The sequence below is a fragment of the Undibacterium sp. TJN19 genome (assembly GCF_049339485.1).
Lineage (GTDB): Bacteria > Pseudomonadota > Gammaproteobacteria > Burkholderiales > Burkholderiaceae_D > Undibacterium.
The window spans coordinates 138,465-157,972 of the sequence record NZ_JBMPPL010000001.1 but is presented as its reverse complement, the minus strand read 5'-3'; the positions used below and the strand labels follow the sequence as shown (position 1 = coordinate 157,972).

Annotated in this window: 16 protein-coding genes; 15 read left to right on the top strand and 1 reads right to left on the bottom strand. The window is 52.3% G+C overall.

Annotation, left to right across the window (positions count from 1 at the left end; all coding sequences use genetic code 11):
• The first annotated feature begins 18 nt into the window (after positions 1 to 18).
• The 5 genes from ACO0LH_RS00675 (at position 19) to ACO0LH_RS00655 (ending at position 5,874) form a co-directional block, all read left to right on the top strand.
• Entirely contained in the window at positions 19 to 951 is a 933-nt protein-coding gene (locus tag ACO0LH_RS00675) for a chromate resistance protein ChrB domain-containing protein (RefSeq protein ID WP_422939108.1), read from the top strand.
• A 12-nt stretch (positions 952 to 963) separates the two neighbouring features.
• The gene (locus ACO0LH_RS00670; RefSeq protein ID WP_422939107.1) at positions 964 to 2,133 is read left to right on the top strand and encodes a chromate transporter; all 1,170 of its coding nucleotides are present in this window, start codon (positions 964 to 966) and stop codon (positions 2,131 to 2,133) included.
• Between the two features lie 10 nt (positions 2,134 to 2,143).
• Entirely contained in the window at positions 2,144 to 3,064 is a 921-nt protein-coding gene (locus tag ACO0LH_RS00665) for a Fe-Mn family superoxide dismutase (protein WP_422939106.1), read from the top strand.
• A gap of 1 nt (position 3,065) precedes the next feature.
• On the top strand, positions 3,066 to 3,521 hold the full coding sequence (locus tag ACO0LH_RS00660) for a chromate resistance protein ChrB domain-containing protein (protein ID WP_422939105.1): 456 nt from the start codon (positions 3,066 to 3,068) through the stop codon (positions 3,519 to 3,521).
• A 262-nt stretch (positions 3,522 to 3,783) separates the two neighbouring features.
• Positions 3,784 to 5,874 (top strand): TonB-dependent receptor, encoded by a 2,091-nt coding sequence (locus ACO0LH_RS00655; RefSeq protein WP_422939104.1) that lies wholly within the window; start codon positions 3,784 to 3,786, stop codon positions 5,872 to 5,874.
• An 11-nt stretch (positions 5,875 to 5,885) separates the two neighbouring features.
• Here the strand turns inward: ACO0LH_RS00655 and ACO0LH_RS00650 are convergent, their stop codons facing one another.
• Positions 5,886 to 6,488 carry a rhomboid family intramembrane serine protease gene (locus tag ACO0LH_RS00650; protein WP_422939103.1) on the bottom strand — a complete coding sequence of 201 codons (603 nt, stop codon included), beginning with the start codon at positions 6,486 to 6,488 and terminating at the stop codon, positions 5,886 to 5,888.
• 403 nt (positions 6,489 to 6,891) lie between these two features.
• Here ACO0LH_RS00650 and soxC point away from each other — a divergent pair, with 403 nt between their 5' ends.
• The 10 genes from soxC to ACO0LH_RS00600 all read left to right on the top strand — a co-directional run bounded on the left by soxC (position 6,892) and on the right by ACO0LH_RS00600 (position 19,363).
• Positions 6,892 to 8,256 carry a sulfite dehydrogenase gene (gene soxC / locus ACO0LH_RS00645; protein ID WP_422939102.1) on the top strand — a complete coding sequence of 455 codons (1,365 nt, stop codon included), beginning with the start codon at positions 6,892 to 6,894 and terminating at the stop codon, positions 8,254 to 8,256.
• Complete coding sequence (locus ACO0LH_RS00640; RefSeq protein WP_422939101.1) at positions 8,240 to 9,274, top strand: c-type cytochrome; 1,035 nt, start codon at positions 8,240 to 8,242, stop codon at positions 9,272 to 9,274. Before soxC ends, ACO0LH_RS00640 begins: the two co-directional genes overlap by 17 nt.
• Before the next feature lie 150 nt (positions 9,275 to 9,424).
• A complete protein-coding gene (gene soxY / locus ACO0LH_RS00635; RefSeq protein ID WP_422939100.1) occupies positions 9,425 to 9,913 on the top strand; it encodes a thiosulfate oxidation carrier protein SoxY in 489 nt (162 codons plus the stop codon).
• A 207-nt stretch (positions 9,914 to 10,120) separates the two neighbouring features.
• Entirely contained in the window at positions 10,121 to 10,432 is a 312-nt protein-coding gene (gene soxZ / locus ACO0LH_RS00630) for a thiosulfate oxidation carrier complex protein SoxZ (RefSeq protein WP_422939099.1), read from the top strand.
• A 10-nt stretch (positions 10,433 to 10,442) separates the two neighbouring features.
• Positions 10,443 to 11,264: a sulfur oxidation c-type cytochrome SoxA gene (gene soxA / locus ACO0LH_RS00625; RefSeq protein WP_422939098.1), complete on the top strand. Its 822-nt coding sequence runs from the start codon at positions 10,443 to 10,445 to the stop codon at positions 11,262 to 11,264.
• Positions 11,265 to 11,274: 10 nt separating this feature from the next.
• The gene (gene soxX, locus ACO0LH_RS00620; RefSeq protein WP_422939097.1) at positions 11,275 to 11,901 is read left to right on the top strand and encodes a sulfur oxidation c-type cytochrome SoxX; all 627 of its coding nucleotides are present in this window, start codon (positions 11,275 to 11,277) and stop codon (positions 11,899 to 11,901) included.
• Positions 11,902 to 12,842: 941 nt separating this feature from the next.
• A complete protein-coding gene (gene soxB / locus ACO0LH_RS00615; RefSeq protein WP_422940548.1) occupies positions 12,843 to 14,555 on the top strand; it encodes a thiosulfohydrolase SoxB in 1,713 nt (570 codons plus the stop codon).
• Between the two features lie 187 nt (positions 14,556 to 14,742).
• The gene (locus ACO0LH_RS00610; protein ID WP_422939096.1) at positions 14,743 to 16,470 is read left to right on the top strand and encodes a molecular chaperone HscC; all 1,728 of its coding nucleotides are present in this window, start codon (positions 14,743 to 14,745) and stop codon (positions 16,468 to 16,470) included.
• Between the two features lie 3 nt (positions 16,471 to 16,473).
• A complete protein-coding gene (locus tag ACO0LH_RS00605; RefSeq protein ID WP_422939095.1) occupies positions 16,474 to 18,180 on the top strand; it encodes a tetratricopeptide repeat protein in 1,707 nt (568 codons plus the stop codon).
• Between the two features lie 40 nt (positions 18,181 to 18,220).
• A complete protein-coding gene (locus tag ACO0LH_RS00600) occupies positions 18,221 to 19,363 on the top strand; it encodes a hypothetical protein (protein WP_422939094.1) in 1,143 nt (380 codons plus the stop codon).
• Positions 19,364 to 19,508 lie beyond the last annotated feature (145 nt).

Genomic DNA, 19,508 nt, shown 5'->3' with positions numbered 1-19,508 from the left:
TGTAGAATAATCTACTTTATGAAATGGATATTACTGATTATCAGCCTGCCCACAGAGAACGCTACCGTCAGGATGCGTGCGTGGCGGGCTTTGAAAGCCTCTGGTGCCGTGGTCTTGCGCGATGGTGTCTACCTCATGCCAGAAAGTGGCTCATGCCGCACCAGCATGGAGTCCATTGCCGCCGATGTCCTGTCTGCAGGTGGTACCTCCCTGCTCTTGCGGGTGGAAGAGCCGGATCAGGCCAATTTTGTCAGTTTGTTTGATCGCAACGAAGATTATGCAAACTTGCTGACAGAAGTTGCCCAGGCCACCCAGACTTTGTCCATCGACAATTTGGCCGAGGGCATCAAGCAAGCCCGCAAGCTGCGCAAGACATTCGCAGGTATAGCGGAGATTGATTTCTTCCCAGGTGAAGCCCAGCGTCAGGCTGATGCTGCCCTGCAGGAACTGGAACTGAAGATTGCCCGCGTACTGGCACCGGATGAGCCGCATGCGGTGCACGCGCAAATCAGGCAACTTTCCGTTGCTGCATATCAGGGGCGTACTTGGGCGACCCGTTGCCGCCCCTGGGTAGACAGGTTGGCCTGCGCCTGGCTGATACGTCGATTTATTGATCCCGCTGCCACGATTTTATGGCTGGCCAGCCCCGACGATTGCCCGGCAGATGCGCTAGGGTTCGACTTCGATGGTGCCAGTTTCAGCCATGTTGGCAACCGTGTCAGTTTTGAAGTGCTGATGGAAAGCTTTGCGCTGGAAACACCAGCACTGAAGCAGTTGGGTGCATTGGTACATTACCTAGACGTAGGCGGCGTACAACCACCTGAATCAGTAGGCATAGAAAGTGTGCTGGCCGGTATGCGCGCCGCCATTGCGGATGACGATCAACTCTTGCTGGCCGCCAGTGCCGTGTTTGACGGTTTGCTTGCTTCTTTCCAGAAAACCACATCTTGACAGGAGAGTACCGTGACTGAAAGCCAAACAAAGAGCTATACGCGCTGGCAACTCATCCTGTATTTCCTGCGCCTGGGGGCGCTGGGCTTTGGCGGGCCGGTGGCATTGGTGGGCTACATGCACCGCGATCTTGTTGGCGAACGTGTGTGGATCAGTGAAGCGGATTACAAGGAAGGGCTGGCACTGGCGCAACTCGCCCCCGGCCCGCTGGCAGCGCAACTGGCTATCTACCTGGGGTATGTGCATTACCGCATCCTCGGTGCCACTTTGGTGGGCATTGCCTTTGTGTTGCCATCTTTCTTCATGGTTGTGGCACTGGGCTGGGCCTATGTCCATTTTGGTGGACTGTCGTGGATGCAATCCGTGTTCTATGGCGTGGGCGCTGCTGTCATCGGCATCATCGTCATGAGTACGAAGAAATTGACGCAAAAAAGCGTGGGCAAGGACAAACTGCTATGGGCCATCTTCCTGCTGCTGGCTGCCGTCACTGTCATTACAGAATCAGAAATTGCCTGGTTGTTTATTGCTGCCGGCATGCTGGTCTGGTTTTTGCGCGCACCACCGAAATTCTTGAACCATAACACCTTGAACTCTGTCGGGGTATCCCTGCCAGTGATGGCTGGCCTGTTTGACACTGTGGATTTGCCGCTGCTGACCCAGATAGGCGTGTTCTTTGCCAAGGCGGGCGCATTTGTATTTGGCTCTGGCCTGGCGATTGTGCCGTTCTTGTATGGCGGTGTGGTCACCGAACATCACTGGCTGACAGACAAACAATTTGTCGATGCCGTGGCTGTTGCCATGATTACCCCTGGCCCGGTTGTCATTACCGTTGGCTTCATCGGTTATCTGGTAGCGGGTTTGCCGGGTGCAAGCGTGGCCGCACTGGCGACATTTTTACCTTGCTACCTGTTCACCGTGATCCCCGCACCTTATTTCAAAAAATACGGCAGGCTTCCTGGTGTACTGGCCTTCGTCGATGGCATTACGGCCGCAGCCATCGGTGCGATTGCTGGTTCTGTCATCGTGATTGCCAAACGCTCCATCATCGATATACCGACTGCCGTGATTGCCCTGGTCACCATAGGACTGTTATGGAAATTCAAGAAATTGCAGGAACCCGTTATTGTCGCGGTGGCAGCCTTGCTGGGTCTGTTGATTTACCCGCTTCTTTCTCATACTTAAAGGTGGCAATATGGAAATGACTTTACGCCCGCTTGCGCTCGATCTGGCTCAGCTCAAGGGGCTGAGCAGTAAGCTCATCCTTAGCCATCACGAAAATAATTACACTGGTGCGGTAAAACGACTCAATGCCCTGCGCCAGCAATTGCACAGTCTGGACTGGGGCTGCACACCGGTCTTTACGGTTAATGGCTTAAAGCGTGAAGAACTCATTGCTGCCAATTCCGCCTGGTTGCATGAACTGTATTTCGATGCATTGGGTGGTGATGGGGTACTACCGTCATGTGGATTATCGAGCGCGCTGGAGCGTGATTTTGGTTCAGTCACCCAATGGCAAACTGAATTTACCGCCTTGGCCAAAGCCATGGGTGGCGGTTCTGGCTGGGCGCTGCTGTCCTGGTCGGCACGCGAAGGCCGTTTGATCAATCACTGGGCTGGCGACCACACGCAATTACTGGCCGGGGCGACGCCCATACTGGCACTTGATATGTATGAGCATGCTTATCACATGGACTTTGGTGCCAAAGCAGCTGCCTATGTAGAGACCTTCATGCAGAATTTGCACTGGGATCGTATCTATCGTCGTTATGGGGCGGCAGTTGCTGCGGATGCGGCTATGTGGGCAGTGAATGTTGCCGCAAGCGAGCAGGTGAAGCCTGAGACACAGATCATTGATGTGAGGCGAGCGCAATTTTTTGCCGAAGGCAAAGATATGCTGCCAGGTGCTCAATGGCGCGACCCATCCCAGGTAGGTGACTGGAGTAAGGACCTCAATCAAGCGCAGCCAGTATTGATTTATTGCGTGCATGGGCTCGATATCGGCAGATCGACTGCCCTGTCACTGCGTGCACGTGGCTTTGATGCCTGCTTTTTGGAAGGGGGCATAGAAGCCTGGCGCGAAGCGGGCTTGCCTTTACAGGCCAAGGAGAGTTGACATGCAATGGATTACCAGGGAACGTCCGAAGATTGATCGCATCGCCTGTCCCTGGCTGATCGCGCGTTTCATTGATAAGACGCCTGAATTTCTATATGTAAGCGCCAGTGACGTCATCGGCACGGCAGCGAAGACTGGCGCAATTGCCTATGATATTCCCGGTGTGGAATTGACGCATGTGGGCGAACTGTGCAGTTTTGATGCCTTTCTTGACAAATATCAGCTTACTGATCCGGCGTTGCAACAACTTGCCGTCATTGTACGTGGTGCCGATACTGCCAGACTTGATTTAACGCCGCAGTCGGCAGGCCTGTTTGCCCTGTCGCTGGGGCTGTCGCAAAACTTCAGCGATGATCATGACATGCTCAGACATGGCATGGTCATGTATGACGCACTCTATGCCTGGTGCCTGCGTTGCCAGAAAGAAGCACACAACTGGCCACCAAACCTGCAGTGACACCTATCCGTTGTCTCGACAGCTTATACCCGTCATTAAGAACGCAGACAGCTTCCAGTCTGAGATTATCCCTGACATTCTCCAATCAAAGCTTCCATAAGTGAAAAGTGGGGCAAGCCCCCACTGGATCACTCGTAGACAGCGTGTAAATATATTCAAAAAGTCTGAATCTGATTTCCTATTTCTTGCGTAATAAATACATAAATGCCGATCTGTTTTTTTGCGGCTATGTCAAATCAAGAAAGATGCTAACGGAGCAATAATGCAAAAAACCATAATGAACCATGCGCTGCTTGCCTGTATTGGTTTGCTGCTAACGCATATGGTTCAGACGGCACAAGCTCAGCAGGCAGAGCAAACTGATGGGCCAGAAAAATCAGAAAAAATCGCCACGGTGCAGGTTTTGGGTAATTACGATAATGCCGTCGGTACCAGCAATGCAGCCAGCCAGGGGTCGGTCACCTCTAACCTGGTGAGCAACCGGCCTGCCTTGCGCACCGGTGAGCTACTGGAATTTGTGCCCGGCATGATCGTCACCCAGCATAGCGGGGACGGCAAGGCCAACCAGTATTTCCTGCGCGGCTTTAATCTGGACCATGGTACCGATTTTGCGACCTTCGTTGATGGCATGCCCGTCAATATGCGCTCACATGCGCATGGACAAGGCTATTCTGACCTGAATTTTCTGATGCCTGAACTGGTGCAGCGCATTGATTACAAGAAAGGCACTTATTTTGCCGATGAAGGTGATTTTGCGTCTGCCGGTGCAGCGCACCTGCGTTTGACCGACAAACTGGCGGCTGGCATTGCCAGCCTGTCGCTGGGGCCATATGGTTATCAGCGCGCCGTAGTGGCAAATTCTGTGGCGATGGCGAATGGCAACCTGCTGTATGGGCTGGAGGTGAATCGCAATGATGGCCCCTGGGTAAATCCTGAGAATGTGCGCAAATACAGCGCCGTCCTGCGCTATAGCCAGGGTAGCCATGATGATGGCTACAGCCTGACGGCCATGGCATACAAGAATAGCTGGAATTCCACAGACCAGATACCCTTGCGGGCAGTTCAATCAGGGCAGTTGAACAGGTTTGGCGCGATTGATCCTACCGATGGTGGGCAAAGTTCACGTTACAGCCTGTCGTATGCGATGAAGAAACGTAGCCAGGATGGTGTCTTTGAAATGGATGCCTATGCCGTGCAATCCAGTCTTGACCTGTTCAGCAACTTCACTTATTTTCTCACCAACCCTGACACGGGTGATCAGTTCAATCAAAGTGAAAAACGCCAGATGCTGGGCATGAACATCAGCCAGACCTGGCCGCTGACTGTCGCTGATCTTGAAATGCATAACAAGATAGGCGTGCAATTGCGGTATGACAAACTGTCGCCCGTTGGCATCTATAACACCATCGCCCAGCAACGCCTATCGACGATACGTGAAGACAGCGTCAAGGAAGCCAGCGCCGGTTTTTATGCAGAAAATTCCATACAGTGGTTACCCAAATTTCGCAGCATCGCGGGGCTGCGTTACGATGCCTATCGTTTCGATGTCAACAGCAGCATAGCGGGTGACAGTGGCAAGGTCAGCGACCATATCGTCTCACCCAAGCTGTCGCTGATCTTTGGCCCCTGGAACAAGACCGAGTATTTCGTCAACTATGGCAGCGGCTTTCATAGCAATGATGCGCGCGGCACGACGCAGACACGTTTGCCAGATGGCGGTGCTTCCACGCCCGTCACCCCGCTGGTAAAAACCAGGGGCGCAGAACTGGGCATGCGCACAGAAATCATCCCCGGCCTGCAAAGCTCGCTGGCCTTGTGGCGGCTCGATATTGCATCTGAACTGGTGTTTGTCGGCGATGCCGGTGAAACCGAACCCAGCCGTGCCAGCCGCCGCACCGGCATAGAATGGAATAACCATTACATCGCCGCACCCTGGCTCTTGTTTGACCTTGATCTGGCAGCATCGCGTGCGCGTTATACCCAGAATGATATCGTCGGCAATTACATCCCCGGCTCCATCGACAAGGTGGCCTCATTTGGTGTCACGGTGACTGACATGGGGCGCTGGTATGGCGGTTTTGAATTGCGCTATTTTGGCCCTCGTCCACTGATCGAAGACAATAGCGTGCGCTCTTCATCAACCACACTGGCCTATGCGCGCATGGGTTACAGGATCAATGCCAGGACCAAACTGACGGTGGATGTGTTCAACCTGTTCAACAAGCAGGCCAGCGACATTGACTATTATTACCAGTCACGCCTGTCGCGTGAAAGCATGGATGGTGTCAATGATATCCATTTTCACCCGGTGGAGCCGCGTTCGGTCAGGCTGACGCTGTCGCATAATTTTTGACACATGGTTCTTCACCTGGTTTGCTCAATGCGAAAAGAATCCGCTCTCTTGCGCGTAGCCATAATTACCCCCAAGCCAATCAGCAATCCCGCTGCAAAGCCATAGCCATGGCCAGCCTTGATCGTTGAGGCAGCATGCAGATCCAGTGCTGCCTGGATGACGATAATGACGCCGGCGAATAATTTCAAGCGAGTGTTCAATCGCAGTACCAGCGATGCGCCACATAGCGCCATCAGGGCCTGTGAAGCGCCATCGGTCACCAGATGGGGGTAATGCCATACGCTGGCAATTTGCCCCGTCAGGCCACCAATCAGATAAACAGCGATCAAGACACGCCAGCCATACGCTTTTTCTATTGCATTGCCGGTCACGCCTATGCATGCGGCATTGAACAGCATATGCAGGAAATGCACATGCAAAAACTGCGACACCAGCAAACGCCACCATTCATGTGTTACCAGCACATCGCCGGTGGCCGCGCCGAATTGTGGCAATAGCAGGGATTTATGGGGCGCGAAAATTGACTGATCCAGTTTGATGGCAACGATGATCCAGCCTATGAGAATCAGCGCAACAATACTTGGCGTAACTGGTCGAGGTAAACGAGATTTCATAAAGTAATTTTATACTTGCTTGCAAGCACTGTGGCCAGACTATATCGGTCAGCCTGAAACGGATAGCATGATATGAAAATCGTCTTTTTGATGTTGTCATGACATGAAAACAAGGGGCAACGGGTTCTTGCCCCACTTTATTTCATCGGCATGCCACCATTTGTGCGTCGCACAAAAGAAAGTGTTTGCCTTTTCTCTTTCGTTATTTGATTATGTGCGCAAATAGTATTATTTGCGCCTGATCAATATCTGCCTCGCAAAATTATGCCCGATAGATCTGTATTTATTTGCGGGCAGGGTGCAATTAGTATGTAATTCAATGGTCATCGCAGCAAAAAGCGCTCACGGAATGAGCGCGATTGTGCCGGCTGACCGAACAATATCTTTGGAGTGCCTTCGTCTTATGTCCATCCAAGTCAAAAAATCAGGCCAGTTGCGCCGCGCGCCCGAGAATTTTCTGGATGCGCCCTTGCGCCAGGAGATTACTGAACAAGGCTTGAACGATGAACGGCGTGGTTTTTTACGCAAGAGCTTTGCCGCGGCGACAGCTGCGCTGGCATCGGGTGCGGCATTGGCCAGGCCCGGTACAGTGCCCGAAGGTGATGGCGACCCACTGATCCTGAATTTGCAGGATCAGGCCAAGACCCTGGGTAACCCGGTTGTCATGCAAGGCTATGGCCAGCCATCGAAATTTGAAGCCAATTTGCAGCGCCGCCAATCTCCCGGTTTGACGCGGGTGCCGCAGGCTTCTGTCTCCTTTGCACCCTTGCAGGGTTTTTTTGGCATCATCACTCCCAATGGCCTGCATTTTGAACGCCATCATCAGGGCTGGATAGATGTAGATCCGGCACAGCATCGCTTCATGATCAATGGGCTCGTGCGCGAAGCCAAGGTCTATACCATGGATGACTTGATGCGCCTGCCTTCGGTGTCGCGCATGCACTTCATCGAATGCGGGGCTAACAGCGCGACCGAGTGGGGCAATGTCGCCGTGCCTACGGTGCAATACACGCATGGCATGCTGAGTTGCTGCGAATACACAGGCGTGCCCTTGTCCGTCCTGCTCGACGACTGTGGCATCGACCGCAAGAAAGCCAAATTTGTCCTTGCCGAAGGCGGCGATGGTTCTGCTATGACGCGCACCATCGATATCGCCCGCGCCATGGATGACGTCATCGTTGCCTATGGCATGAATGGCGAAATGCTGCGGCCAGAAAATGGTTACCCATTGCGCCTGGTCGTGCCTGGCGTGCAAGGCGTATCCTGGGTCAAATGGCTGCGTCGCATAGAAGTCGGTGACCAGCCCTGGGCCACCAAGGATGAAGCCATTCACTACATAGACCTGCAACCCAGTGGCTTGCACCGGCAATATACGTCTGTGCAGGAATGCAAGTCCGTCATCACCACACCTTCTGGTGGGCAGATGTTGCTGGAAAAAGGGTTTCACAATATCACCGGCCTGGCGTGGTCGGGCCGTGGCAAGATCAAGCGCGTCGATGTGTCTGCCGATGGTGGCCGCAACTGGCGCACCGCCAGGCTGGAAGGCCCGGTACTGGGTAAATGCCTGACCCGTTTCAACATAGACTGGAACTGGGATGGCGGACCGGCGATTTTGCAATCGCGCGCAATAGATGAAACTGGCTATGTGCAACCCAAGATCAATCAACTACGCGAAGTGCGCGGCACGAAATCGATTTATCACAACAATGCCATTCAATCCTGGAAAATCAATGAAGATGGCGAGGTCAGCAATGTACAGGTCGCTTGAACTACGCAGGTCTTTATCTGCCCTTTTCCTTGCACTAATTGGTTTCAGTTTCGCTGCCAGTGCGGCAGACTATAGCAACATAGGCCGTGCCGCGACCCCCAGGGAAGTAGCCGCCTGGGATATTGATGTACGCCCAGATTTCAAGGGTTTGCCTAAAGGGCGCGGCGGCGTCGATCAGGGCCAGACAGTCTGGGACGGCAAATGTGCTTCCTGCCATGGCAGCTTTGGTGAATCGAACCAGGTATTCACTCCTATCGTTGGTGGCACCACGAAAGATGATGTCAAGAATGGCCGCGTCGCAGCGCTATCCAACAACAGCCAGCCACAACGCACGACACTGATGAAGGTAGCAACTGTTTCGACGCTGTGGGATTACATCAACCGTGCCATGCCCTGGAATGCCCCCAAGACCTTGACCACGGATGAAGTGTATGCAGTCACCGCCTATATACTGAACCTTGGTGGCGTGGTTGCTGACGACTTTGTCATGAGCGATGAAAACATTGCCGATGTACAAAAGCGCATGCCCAACCGTCTGGGCATGACAAGCAAGCATGGGTTGTGGGAAACCAATGGCAAGCCCGATGTGAAAAATATCGCCTGCATGAAAGATTGCCCGACCGAGGTGAAAATTACTTCCGTCTTGCCAGTAGCCGCACGCAGCGCCAATGGCAATCCGGTAGAACAAAATCGCACCGTGGGTGCGGTACGCGGTGTGGATCTGAACAAGGCTGCTGTGGTCAAGGTCAGCGAGCCAGCCGTTGATGAAGGCCTGAAGCTGCTGAAACAATATGCCTGTGTGGCCTGTCATGGCATGAAAGATAAAGTTGTTGGCCCTGGTTTCAGCCAGATTGCGGCAAAATACAAGGATGACGCGGGCGCAGAGGAAAAATTGACAAAAAAAATCCGTGCAGGCAGCAGTGGCGCCTGGGGCGATATACCCATGCCACCACAAACCACCATCAAAGATGCTGAATTGGCGACGATGATCACTTATATACTGCGTCAGACACCGTAAACCCGGTGATGTCCTTAACTGGCCAGGAGTGCCAGGAAGATAATTCGGAGGCCGTAAAAAAACGACGGAACCATTTTGCCGGAACCCGCACCAAGAGAGCATCAGCAAGCTAATTTGCAGTACAGTTTTTCGCCATTTCAGGAGACAGAGATGAAGCAAGCAGTTCAAGCAGCAGGCAGCCCCCAGCAGCGCCGTGATTTTTTACGGATTTCTACCGTATTCGGCCTGGCTTTTGCCGCCGGTTTACTCAAACCCGCGGATGTTTTTGCTGCCGAATGGAATGGCAAGGCCTTTGATGCCAAGAGCCTGCAAGACGCTTTTGCCGCTCTTGGCGCTGGCAGCCCCGCAGTCAGTGCTGACATCGTGATCACTGCACCCGATATCGCAGAAAACGGCGCCGTCGTACCAGTCAGTGTCAGCAGCAAGGCAGCCAATACCGATTACATCGCCATCCTGATAGAAAAAAATCCTAACGCCATGTCTGCGGCGTTTACCATCCCTGAAGGCACAGAACCGTCGATCACCACCCGTGTGAAGGTTGGTGAAACTTCGAATGTGCATGCGCTGGTGAAGGCCGACGGCAAATGGCTGGTGGCTTCGAAAGAGATCAAGGTTACATTGGGTGGCTGCGGCGGTTAAGTTTGAAGACCTTTAAAGACTGTTGTACAGAGATATAGAGGGGCACCAGGCAAGTGGGTGACAGGGCGCAAAATCAAGTCGCATTTCTTCACCAGTTTTTCTCTTGCCTTTTTCTGTGCCTCAGCTTCTCCGTGTTTATGTGGTGAGCTTTCCAGTCTTAGACATTTATTTCAAATCAAGTATAGTTGGCAAAAAAAGGGAGACATCATGGGCGATCCTATGCGTATTCGGGCGACGGCGGCAGGCGACGTCGTTGAAGTAAAAGTATTGATGCGTCACGATATGGAAACCGGGCAGCGTAAAGACCTCGAAGGCAAGGTCGTGCCTGCGCATTTCATCAAGACCTTGCAGGCAAAATGGAAAGACAAGCTGGTGCTGGATGCACAGTTTGGCCCCTCGGTATCAAAAGACCCATTCCTGTCGTTCAAGTTCAAAGGCGGTGTCAAGGGCGATAAAGTGTCGGTTACCTGGATAGACAGCAAGGGTGACCAGCGTACTGACGAAGCGGCCATAGCCTGAAGAGGATTCCATGTCACGTCCGGTCTTAAACATTTTGTTGATGGCGCCGCTGCTGGCAGCAGCCTTGTCGGCCCAGGCACAAAGCGCAGCATCGACTTCATCTACTGATGAAATTGCCAAATACCGGCAAATGCTGGCCGATGGCAATCCGGCAGAATTATGGGAAATGCGCGGCCAGGAATTATGGAAGAAAAAAGCAGGCCCCAGCCAGCAATCGCTGGAGCAATGTGATCTGGGCAAAGGCCCAGGTATTACCAAGGGTGCGTATGCAGAATTGCCGCGTCACTTCAAGGATACCGACAAGGTCATGGATCTTGAACAGCGCCTCATGCATTGCCGCATCACGCTGCAAGGTTTGACGCGAGAACAGGCCAGCAAGACACCGTTTGGTTCGGCTGGCAACCCTTCCGATATCGAAGCACTGGTGGCTTTTCTGACAGCAGAATCGCGCGGCATGACACTGGCCATCAGCACCAGACACCCGGCAGAAAAACAGGCCTACGAAATTGGCAAGAAGATATTCTATTACCGCGCCGGTTCGCATGATTTTGCCTGCGCAACCTGTCATTCTGTTGACGGACAACGCATACGCCTGCAAGACTTGCCTAACCTGACCAACAAGGCCAATGCCCAGGCTGCGTATGCAAGCTGGCCTGCCTATCGCGTGTCGCAAGGCGAAGTCAGGAGCATGCAGCATCGCCTGAATGATTGCTTCCGCCAGCAACGCTTCCCTGTGCCTGACTATGCTTCTGACACCATTACCGCCCTGACCATGTTCCTGGCGAAATCAGCCGATGGCGCAGTCATGAACGCACCTGCCTTGAAACGCTAAGGGGATACAGATGAAGAAATTACGTTTACACCTGTGTTTCAGCACATATATGCTTGCCAGCCTTGTGAGTGCTACAGCCTTGGCAGCAGGCCCTGATTATGCCAAGGCCGCGCTGGACATGATGAAGGCCGATTTCAAGGCCAAAGGCCCGGCCACGATGGAGCGCATGGTGCAGCAGGATGAAGCGCAGGCGCAATGCAGTGCCAATCCGCAAGGGCTGAAACCCAAGCTGGCGCAAAAGCTCGAACAATCCCAGCTAAGCACCATCAAATACCCGGCAGACGGGCAATACATGGGCGACTGGAAGAATGGCGAAAAAATCGCCCAGAATGGCCGCGGCATGCAGTCGTCTGATGCCATGGGTTCTGTCAATGGCGGTAACTGTTATGCCTGCCATCAGATGAGCAAGACAGAAATTTCTTTCGGCAACATCGGCCCTTCACTGTATCAATACGGAAAATTGCGCGGCAGCAGTCCTGAAATCCTGAAATATACCTGGGGCAAGCTCTATAACTCGCAAGCCTTTACGGCCTGTTCGAAGATGCCGCGTTTCGGGCATAACGGCGTCTTGAGTGAGGCGCAGTTGAAGGACATCATGGCTTTGCTGATGGATGGGGAGTCGCCGGTGAACAAGTAGGGGTGACAGGCGTTTTTTTGCATAGCCGGTACCTGGTAATGTGACAGGTTGGGCTTCTCCGTCTACAAGGAGAGGTAGGGCAGAGGATAGCATTCGGTTGATGAACGGCATTCATATTAACGTCATTCCAGCGCAGGCTGGAATCCAGTGGCGTTCGTTGCATGCCACGAAATATCGAAATGAATTGACCGTTGATTTAATCGATCGCCCTTCGTAGAGCCAGGCCGGGTCTCGGCCCGGCGGCCGAATTCCTTTCTTTGCTTCGCCAAAGAAAGGAATCAAAGAAAGGCGACCGCAGACTTGCCCTTCGGGTGCTTGCGCTGCGCTTCAGCACAATTTGCAACGTCCCAAGCTGAGGGGGGAGGTCAAAGGTGCCAACATAGTAGGTTGGGCTACGCTTCATCAGCCCAACACTGGGCATTGAAATAACGTATTTATCAATTGAAGGCATTGGCGAGATCGGGAACACATGGAGATAGCTTTTATTTGATTGCCCTTCGTGGAGCCAGGCCGGGTCTCGGCCCGGCGGCCGAATTCCTTTCTTTGCTTCGCCAAAGAAAGGAATCAAAGAAAGGCGACCGCAGACTTGCCCTTCGGGTGCTTACGCTACGCTTCAGCACAATTTGTGCATCACAAAAAATGGGAAAGTTTCGAAACTCGCCTTCGGCTCAGACAACAAAACTTTCTTATCCATTTTCTGTGAAGCACAAATTGCATCGGTGTAGCAGGGAATGAGGATTGCATGCAATCCGCCTGCGTAACGACATCGCCCTGCAAGGCGATGTTCCTTCCCTTTAGGGATATAGGGGCCCAAGCGGGGGTAGATCAAAGACAACATCAAAATCTAAAAACAACGGCAACTTCAAAGTCAACTGCAATTCAAAAGCAACAGCAATTCAAAAGCAACAGCAAAAACCACAGAAAGCAAACGCACCATGGGCATGAACCGACGCGATTTTCTACAAGTAATGGCGATTGCCGCCGCAGGTGGCATGCAGATAGATGCGCAGGCGGCGCTGGCGAATCCTGGAGCTGATAAATTGTATGACTTGCCAGCCTATGGCAATGTGCATCTGCTGCACTTTACTGATTGCCATGCACAACTGCTGCCTTTGTATTTCCGTGAGCCCAGTGTCAATCTGGGTATCGGCGCGGCGTTTGGCAAGAGCCCGCATCTGGTGGGCGAGCATTTGTTGAAGCAATTCGGCATCAAACCCAATACGCCAGAAGCCCATGCTTTTAGCTGCCTGAATTTTGAACAGGCAGCCGCTACCTATGGCAAGGTCGGTGGTTTTGCCCATTTGACGACGCTGATCAAGCGCATCAAGGGTAACCGCCCGGGTGCCTTGCTGCTTGATGGGGGTGATACCTGGCAAGGCTCGGCAACGGCCTTGTGGACGCAAGGGCAGGACATGGTCGATGCCTGCCTGAAGATGGGTGTCAACGTCATGACAGCGCATTGGGAAATGACGCTGGGCGACAAACGTGTCAGGCAGATTGTGGATAACGATTTCAAGGGTAAGCTCGATTTCGTCGCGCAAAATATCCAGACCACTGATTTTGGCGACCCCGTGTTTGATGCCTTCGTCATGAAAGAAATGAATGGTGTGCCGGTTGCCATCATCGGCCAGGCTTTCCCTTATACGCCGATTGCCAATCCTCGTTACCTGGTGCCTGAATGGAGCTTTGGCATACAGGAAGAAAACATGCAAAAGACCGTTGATGCCGCCCGTGCCAAAGGGGTGAAAGTCGTGGTCGTGCTGTCGCACAATGGCATGGATGTGGATTTGAAGATGGCGTCCCGCGTGCGTGGCATTGATGCCATCCTTGGTGGGCACACACATGACGGCATGCCCGCGCCGGTGATTGTCGATAACCCCGGTGGCAAGACCCTGGTGACCAATGCGGGCAGCAATAGCAAATTCCTTGGCGTACTCGATTTTGATGTGAAAGATGGGCGCATACAGGGCTTTAATTATCGCCTGTTGCCTGTCTTTGCCAATTTCCTGCCAGCGGATACTGAAATGCAGGCGCTCATACAAAAAGTGCGTGCGCCGTATGTCGATAAACTCTCAGAAAAACTGGCAATGACCGAGGGCAGCCTGTACCGGCGCGGCAATTTCAATGGCAGCTTCGACCAGTTGATCGTCGATGCCCTGATGGATGTCAAAGGGGCCGAGATTGCCTTCTCGCCAGGTTTTCGCTGGGGGACGTCGCTATTACCCAATAGCACCATCACCATGGAACACCTGATGGACCAGACTGCCACCACTTATTCTTATACCACTGTCACTGACATGACAGGTGCCGCCATCAAAACCGTGCTTGAAGACGTTGCCGACAACCTGTTCAACCCCGACCCGTATTATCAGCAAGGCGGTGACATGGTACGTGTTGGCGGCATGACCTATGCCATCGACCCCGCAGCCCGCATGGGCAGCCGCATCCAGGACATGCGCCTGAACGGGCAGGCGCTTAGTGACACCAAAGTCTACAAGGTGGCTGGCTGGGCACCGGTTGCCGAAGGTGCAAAAGGCGAACCGGTATGGGATGTCGTTGCACAGTGGCTGCGTACCCACAAGCGTATCACCCCGCGCAAGCTCAATACGCCGCGCCTGATTGGCGTTACCGGCAACCCTGGCATGCTGGGCTAAAACAGGCAGGCTTCTCGGCCCAGTCAATATGCTTGTTATTTTTGTTGCATTGTCGCCATGACAATGTAACATCGCTGCCCCTGAAAATATTTTTGCTGCAAAGCGCAAAAATCATGCAGATTTAGATTATGTTATGACACTTTAATTGTGTCGTACAAGCCTAACATCGCAGGGGAGCAGTCTGAGCATGATCATCGGTATTGATTTGGGAACCACCAACAGCCTCGTCGCCGTCTGGAAAGATGGCAAGGCGCAGCTTGTGCCTAACAGCCTCGGCGACATGCTGACGCCCTCCTGTGTGAGCCTGGATGAAGATGGTTCCGTGCTGGTTGGCAAAGCCGCCAGGGAAAGGCTGCAAACCCATCCTGAGCGTACCGCATCGGTTTTCAAACGCTATATGGGCAGCGACAAGAAAGTCAGGCTCGAGACGCGTGAATTCCGTGCAGAAGAACTGTCAGCCTTTGTCCTGAAATCACTGAAGGCCGATGCAGAAGCTTTTTTGGGTGAAACCGTGACCGAAGCGGTCATCACCGTACCTGCCTATTTTTCTGATGCCCAGCGTAAAGCCACGCGCACTGCGGGTTTGCTGGCGGGCTTGACGGTAGAACGCCTGCTCAATGAACCGAGTGCTGCGGCACTGGCGTATGGCATGCACCAGATGGGTAGCGAAAGTCGTTTCCTGGTGTTTGATCTGGGCGGCGGTACCTTTGACGTGTCGATACTCGAACTGTTTGAAGGCGTCATGGAAGTGCGTGCTTCTGCCGGCGACAATTACCTGGGTGGTGAAGACATCACCAATGCCATCGTTGATCTGTTCTTCCAGCGTAATAATCTCAATAGCAGCCTGCGCAACAACCCCATGTTCGTGCAAAGGCTGGGTGCGTCGGCTGAAGCAGCCAAGCGCAGTCTGTCGGCAGGGCAGGCCGCCAGTGTACAAATCCATCTTGACGGCAAAGACATACAGATGGATCTGGATGAAGAAGAACTCGACAAGTTATGCGCCCCCTTGCTCAAGCGCATGCGCGAGCCGGTAGAACGCGCACTGCGCGACACCAACATCCGCAGCAATGAACTTAACAGCATCGTGCTCGCTGGTGGCGCCACCCGCATGCCCGTCATCAAGCGCCTGGTGACGCTGATGTTTGGCCGCTTCCCTACCAGTGACATCAATCCTGATGAAGTGGTTGCACTGGGTGCGGCAGTGCAGGCCGGGCTGAAGATGAAAGATGCCGCGCTTGACGAAGTCGTCATGACCGATGTGTCGCCGTATTCGCTGGGTGTGGAAATCAGCATGCGGCTGGCTGATGGCAATAATGCAGATGGTCATTTTTCACCTGTGATAGAACGCAACACTGCGGTGCCGGTCAGTCGCGTCAAGCGCTATTTTCCTATGGACATGCGGCAAACCAAGGTCGATTTGCGTGTCTATCAGGGGGAATCTCGTCTGGTCAAAGACAATATCCTGCTGGGCAGACTGGAAGTTCCCTTGCCTGCCAATGAAACTGAAAACAAGGGCGTCGATGTACGCTTCACCTATGATGTCAACGGCTTGCTCGAAGTACGTGCGTCACTGGAAGGCAGCAAAGAAAGCCATACCCTGGTCATACAAGGTAACCCCGGCATGCTCAGCGACGCAGAAATTGCCCAGCGTTTCAACGAACTGGGAAAAATCAAGATGCATCCGCGCGATACCCTGGAAATGCGCACCCTGCTGGCCAGGGCCGACCGCATTTATCAGCAGGTGCGAGGTGATTTGCGCAACTGGCTAGGCCACCAGATCGCTGAATTTGAAGGCGTGCTGGAAAGCCAGAACCCGCGCCTCATCAACCCGGCAAAGAGCAAGTTTTCCGACATGCTTAATTCGGTCGAACGCGATAGCCATCTGCATTCTGATTTTGACCCCCAGCCAAATTGACGCATGCTGAACCTGCCTTTATTTTTTCAGCAGCATGAACTCGCTGCTGACGCCGACGAGCGTGCAATCAAACGCGCGTATGCAAAAAACCTGAAACAGATAGACCAGGAAAACGACCTGGCTGGTTTTCAGGCGCTGCGTGAATCGTATGAAGAAGCGCTTCAGTGGTTGCAGTGGCATAGTAATGAAACAGTGGAAGACAGTATTTCGGTTCACCCCCTGGATGACGCCGATGCTGCGGCAAGCCAGCCCGTTTTGGACGCACACGCGCAGCTCGCAGGCATCAATGCGACGGCGATTGCCCAGCAAATCCTTGATGACATGCTGCAAGACTTACGCCTGTATTTTGAACAGGATGGCTATGCCGGGTCGCGTCTGCAACAGGCGCTGGATGATATGCGGCTCATACACATGGAAACACGCCTGGCCTTTGAACAACTGATCGCCAATTATCTCGCGCAAGGCTGGCAGAGCGGTAACGGTGAATTGTTTGATGTTGCCATGGATTGCTTCGGCTGGAAAAAAGACAGAAGGCGTTTGTTCGATCTGGGCAAGGCGGGTTACCTGATAGACCGTGCCCTGGCCGAGCTGATTGTTTTCAATAGCAAACCGCAGATTTTGCGCGAAGGGCAATGGGCCATGCTGCGTAAAGCCCGTGCCGAGCAATATCCGGGCAGGGATTATTTGAAGTTGCATTTCCCCCTGATGTCCAGGCTGGTGGATATGTATCCGACCTGGGTAGTGCTGGTATCGAGTAAACAGAATATAGAGCAGTGGTATACCACGGCCGCCGCAATGCCGGAAACCGATTTCGCGAAACCTGCACCTCAAGAAATAGCTACAGAAAAAACAGGCATGTCTGACAAGCTGAAATTGAACATCATGCTGTGGGTTGGTTTTATTGTGCTTTTATTGCTGGTCGGGATATTCAGTGACCATAACAAGGATACGCCATATCCTGTACCACCACCGGCACCTAAATTTGAGCAACGGAAACTGAATGAAACCCAGCAGATACTGGAAGACGCCATCAAGCGCAATAGCGGCATCAACCGGCCAGACAGCACTAGGCAAGATGCTGCCGACAGAAATTTGACAGCCGCACAACTGCTTGAAAAGGGTGAGAATTTTTTCGCCGGTCACGGCGGTGAAAGAATAAACATCAATGAAGCCATACGCTATTGGGTACTGGCTTCAGAAGCTGGCGAGGCCAAGGCTTCTTATCAACTGGGCTGGATCTATGATGTGGGTAATCAGGTACCGCAGGATAATACGGTGGCGAATAAATGGTATCTGAAAGCAGCTGAGCAGGGTTCAAACATCGCGCAACTGAAAATGGCTGTCCTGTACGACCAGCAAAAAGGCGTGATGCGCGATACGAAGCAAATCGTGAAATGGCTTACGCTGGCTGCTGAAAATGGCAATCCCACTGCTGAAAGCAATTTAGGGACGATATACCTGTACGGAACCTATGATCAAAAGAAAGATGAATTAAAAGCCGCGTATTGGTTTGAGCGCAGTGCAAAACAGAATAATTATGCGGGGCAAAGAATGCTGGGCCTGATGCATGAAGAGGGGCGCGGCGGCTATGCACATGATCCTGTACTGGCTGCTCAGTGGTACGCCAAAGCCGTGGCACAAGGTGACCCGGAGGCTACCCGTCTTTTAAAAGCACTTTGCAGTAAATCTATTTCTCCAGCCTGTAAATAATCTCGACAGGCAGCCATAAAAATTCAAACCCATAGAGTGAATGACTGATTTACCCATTTTTCTAGTACAGCATGAACTGACCACCGCAGCCGACGAGCGGGCGATTAAACGCGCCTATGCCAAAAGCCTGAAACAAATAGACCAGGAGAATGACCTGGCAGGTTTCCAGGCACTGCGTGAGTCGTATGAAGAGGCGCTGGAATGGACGCGTCTGAACCGCAAATCGATGGATTTTTTAGCGCAAGAAAAATCTGAACCAGCACGTGTACTGATACCAGGAAAAGAAAAAATACTGATAAGTCCTGCTCTCGCTGAGGAGGATATTCTGAATGAATTCAAGCGTGAGCAAAAAAATGAATCGGTGACGATACCCGGCACTGACACGAAGCATAAAGCAAAGAGTCCGCAATCCGCCGAAAAACAGGCAGACTTGGCGTTTTCATGGATGAAAGGTTCGCTCCCAACCGCAGACTCAGAAAAAATTGCGCAACGCCTTTTTGATGAGCTCTTACAGGAGTTGAAAAAACAGACCAATGTATCAGGCAATGCAGAGGAATGCCTGCTAAGAATAATGGATGATGGTCGGCCAATCTCTATTTGGGTACGCCATGAGTTTGAATATAGGATTGCCACATATGTGACAGAAGGCTGGCATATCGGTGATGGAGATCTGTTGGATGCTGCAATAAAATGTTTTGCTTGGGATAAAAGAAAACAAGACCTGAATAATTTTGGCCCGGTTGGAGAGGTGCTAAACAAAGCTTTGATGGAACGGGAATCTTTTTTATCTAAAGATCAAAAAAATCGCGAGAAGCTATGGATGATTTTACAGAAAGTGCGCGAAGATGGAAATCCTGACAGTAAATTTCTGAAAGCAAATTTCGACTTGTTGGTGCGTATGGTTCAATCCTATCCTATGTGGATATACATGGTCACCAACCGCAAGAATTTGTCGCAATGGTATGTCATTGTCAATTCAAAGCATAAAGAAGCCGCCGCAGAATACTTACAGGAAAAACACAAGATAAATACTTCTCATGAGATTAAAGATCGCCTTGGAGCAATCGCAACTATTCTGTTCTTGCTTATTGTGGTGTTTATCGCCGGAAAAACTTATCAGAAGACCCGGCCGACGCCCTCTGTTTCACCTGCGTCAAATATTCAAAAAGTGGTAATCCTATAGTTACTTTGTGGGAAAGCGTATGTGCGGGAAAAACCTGAATAATCGCGGGTATGACGATAGATATATTGAAAATACCTGTACACCCGCCGGAGGCGTTCAGCTAGTATGCAGCTTGCCAGTATGATGCAAGCTTGCTCATTATATT

Coding starts and splice junctions, on each gene's coding strand:
- ACO0LH_RS00675 (WP_422939108.1), top strand. CDS start 19: ATGAAATGGATATTACTGATTATCAGCCTGCCCACAGAGAACGCTACC.
- ACO0LH_RS00665 (WP_422939106.1), top strand. CDS start 2,144: ATGGAAATGACTTTACGCCCGCTTGCGCTCGATCTGGCTCAGCTCAAG.
- ACO0LH_RS00660 (WP_422939105.1), top strand. CDS start 3,066: ATGCAATGGATTACCAGGGAACGTCCGAAGATTGATCGCATCGCCTGT.
- ACO0LH_RS00655 (WP_422939104.1), top strand. CDS start 3,784: ATGCAAAAAACCATAATGAACCATGCGCTGCTTGCCTGTATTGGTTTG.
- ACO0LH_RS00650 (WP_422939103.1), bottom strand. CDS start 6,488: ATGAAATCTCGTTTACCTCGACCAGTTACGCCAAGTATTGTTGCGCTG.
- soxC (WP_422939102.1), top strand. CDS start 6,892: ATGTCCATCCAAGTCAAAAAATCAGGCCAGTTGCGCCGCGCGCCCGAG.
- ACO0LH_RS00640 (WP_422939101.1), top strand. CDS start 8,240: ATGTACAGGTCGCTTGAACTACGCAGGTCTTTATCTGCCCTTTTCCTT.
- soxY (WP_422939100.1), top strand. CDS start 9,425: ATGAAGCAAGCAGTTCAAGCAGCAGGCAGCCCCCAGCAGCGCCGTGAT.
- soxZ (WP_422939099.1), top strand. CDS start 10,121: ATGGGCGATCCTATGCGTATTCGGGCGACGGCGGCAGGCGACGTCGTT.
- soxA (WP_422939098.1), top strand. CDS start 10,443: ATGTCACGTCCGGTCTTAAACATTTTGTTGATGGCGCCGCTGCTGGCA.
- soxX (WP_422939097.1), top strand. CDS start 11,275: ATGAAGAAATTACGTTTACACCTGTGTTTCAGCACATATATGCTTGCC.
- soxB (WP_422940548.1), top strand. CDS start 12,843: ATGAACCGACGCGATTTTCTACAAGTAATGGCGATTGCCGCCGCAGGT.
- ACO0LH_RS00610 (WP_422939096.1), top strand. CDS start 14,743: ATGATCATCGGTATTGATTTGGGAACCACCAACAGCCTCGTCGCCGTC.
- ACO0LH_RS00605 (WP_422939095.1), top strand. CDS start 16,474: ATGCTGAACCTGCCTTTATTTTTTCAGCAGCATGAACTCGCTGCTGAC.
- ACO0LH_RS00600 (WP_422939094.1), top strand. CDS start 18,221: ATGACTGATTTACCCATTTTTCTAGTACAGCATGAACTGACCACCGCA.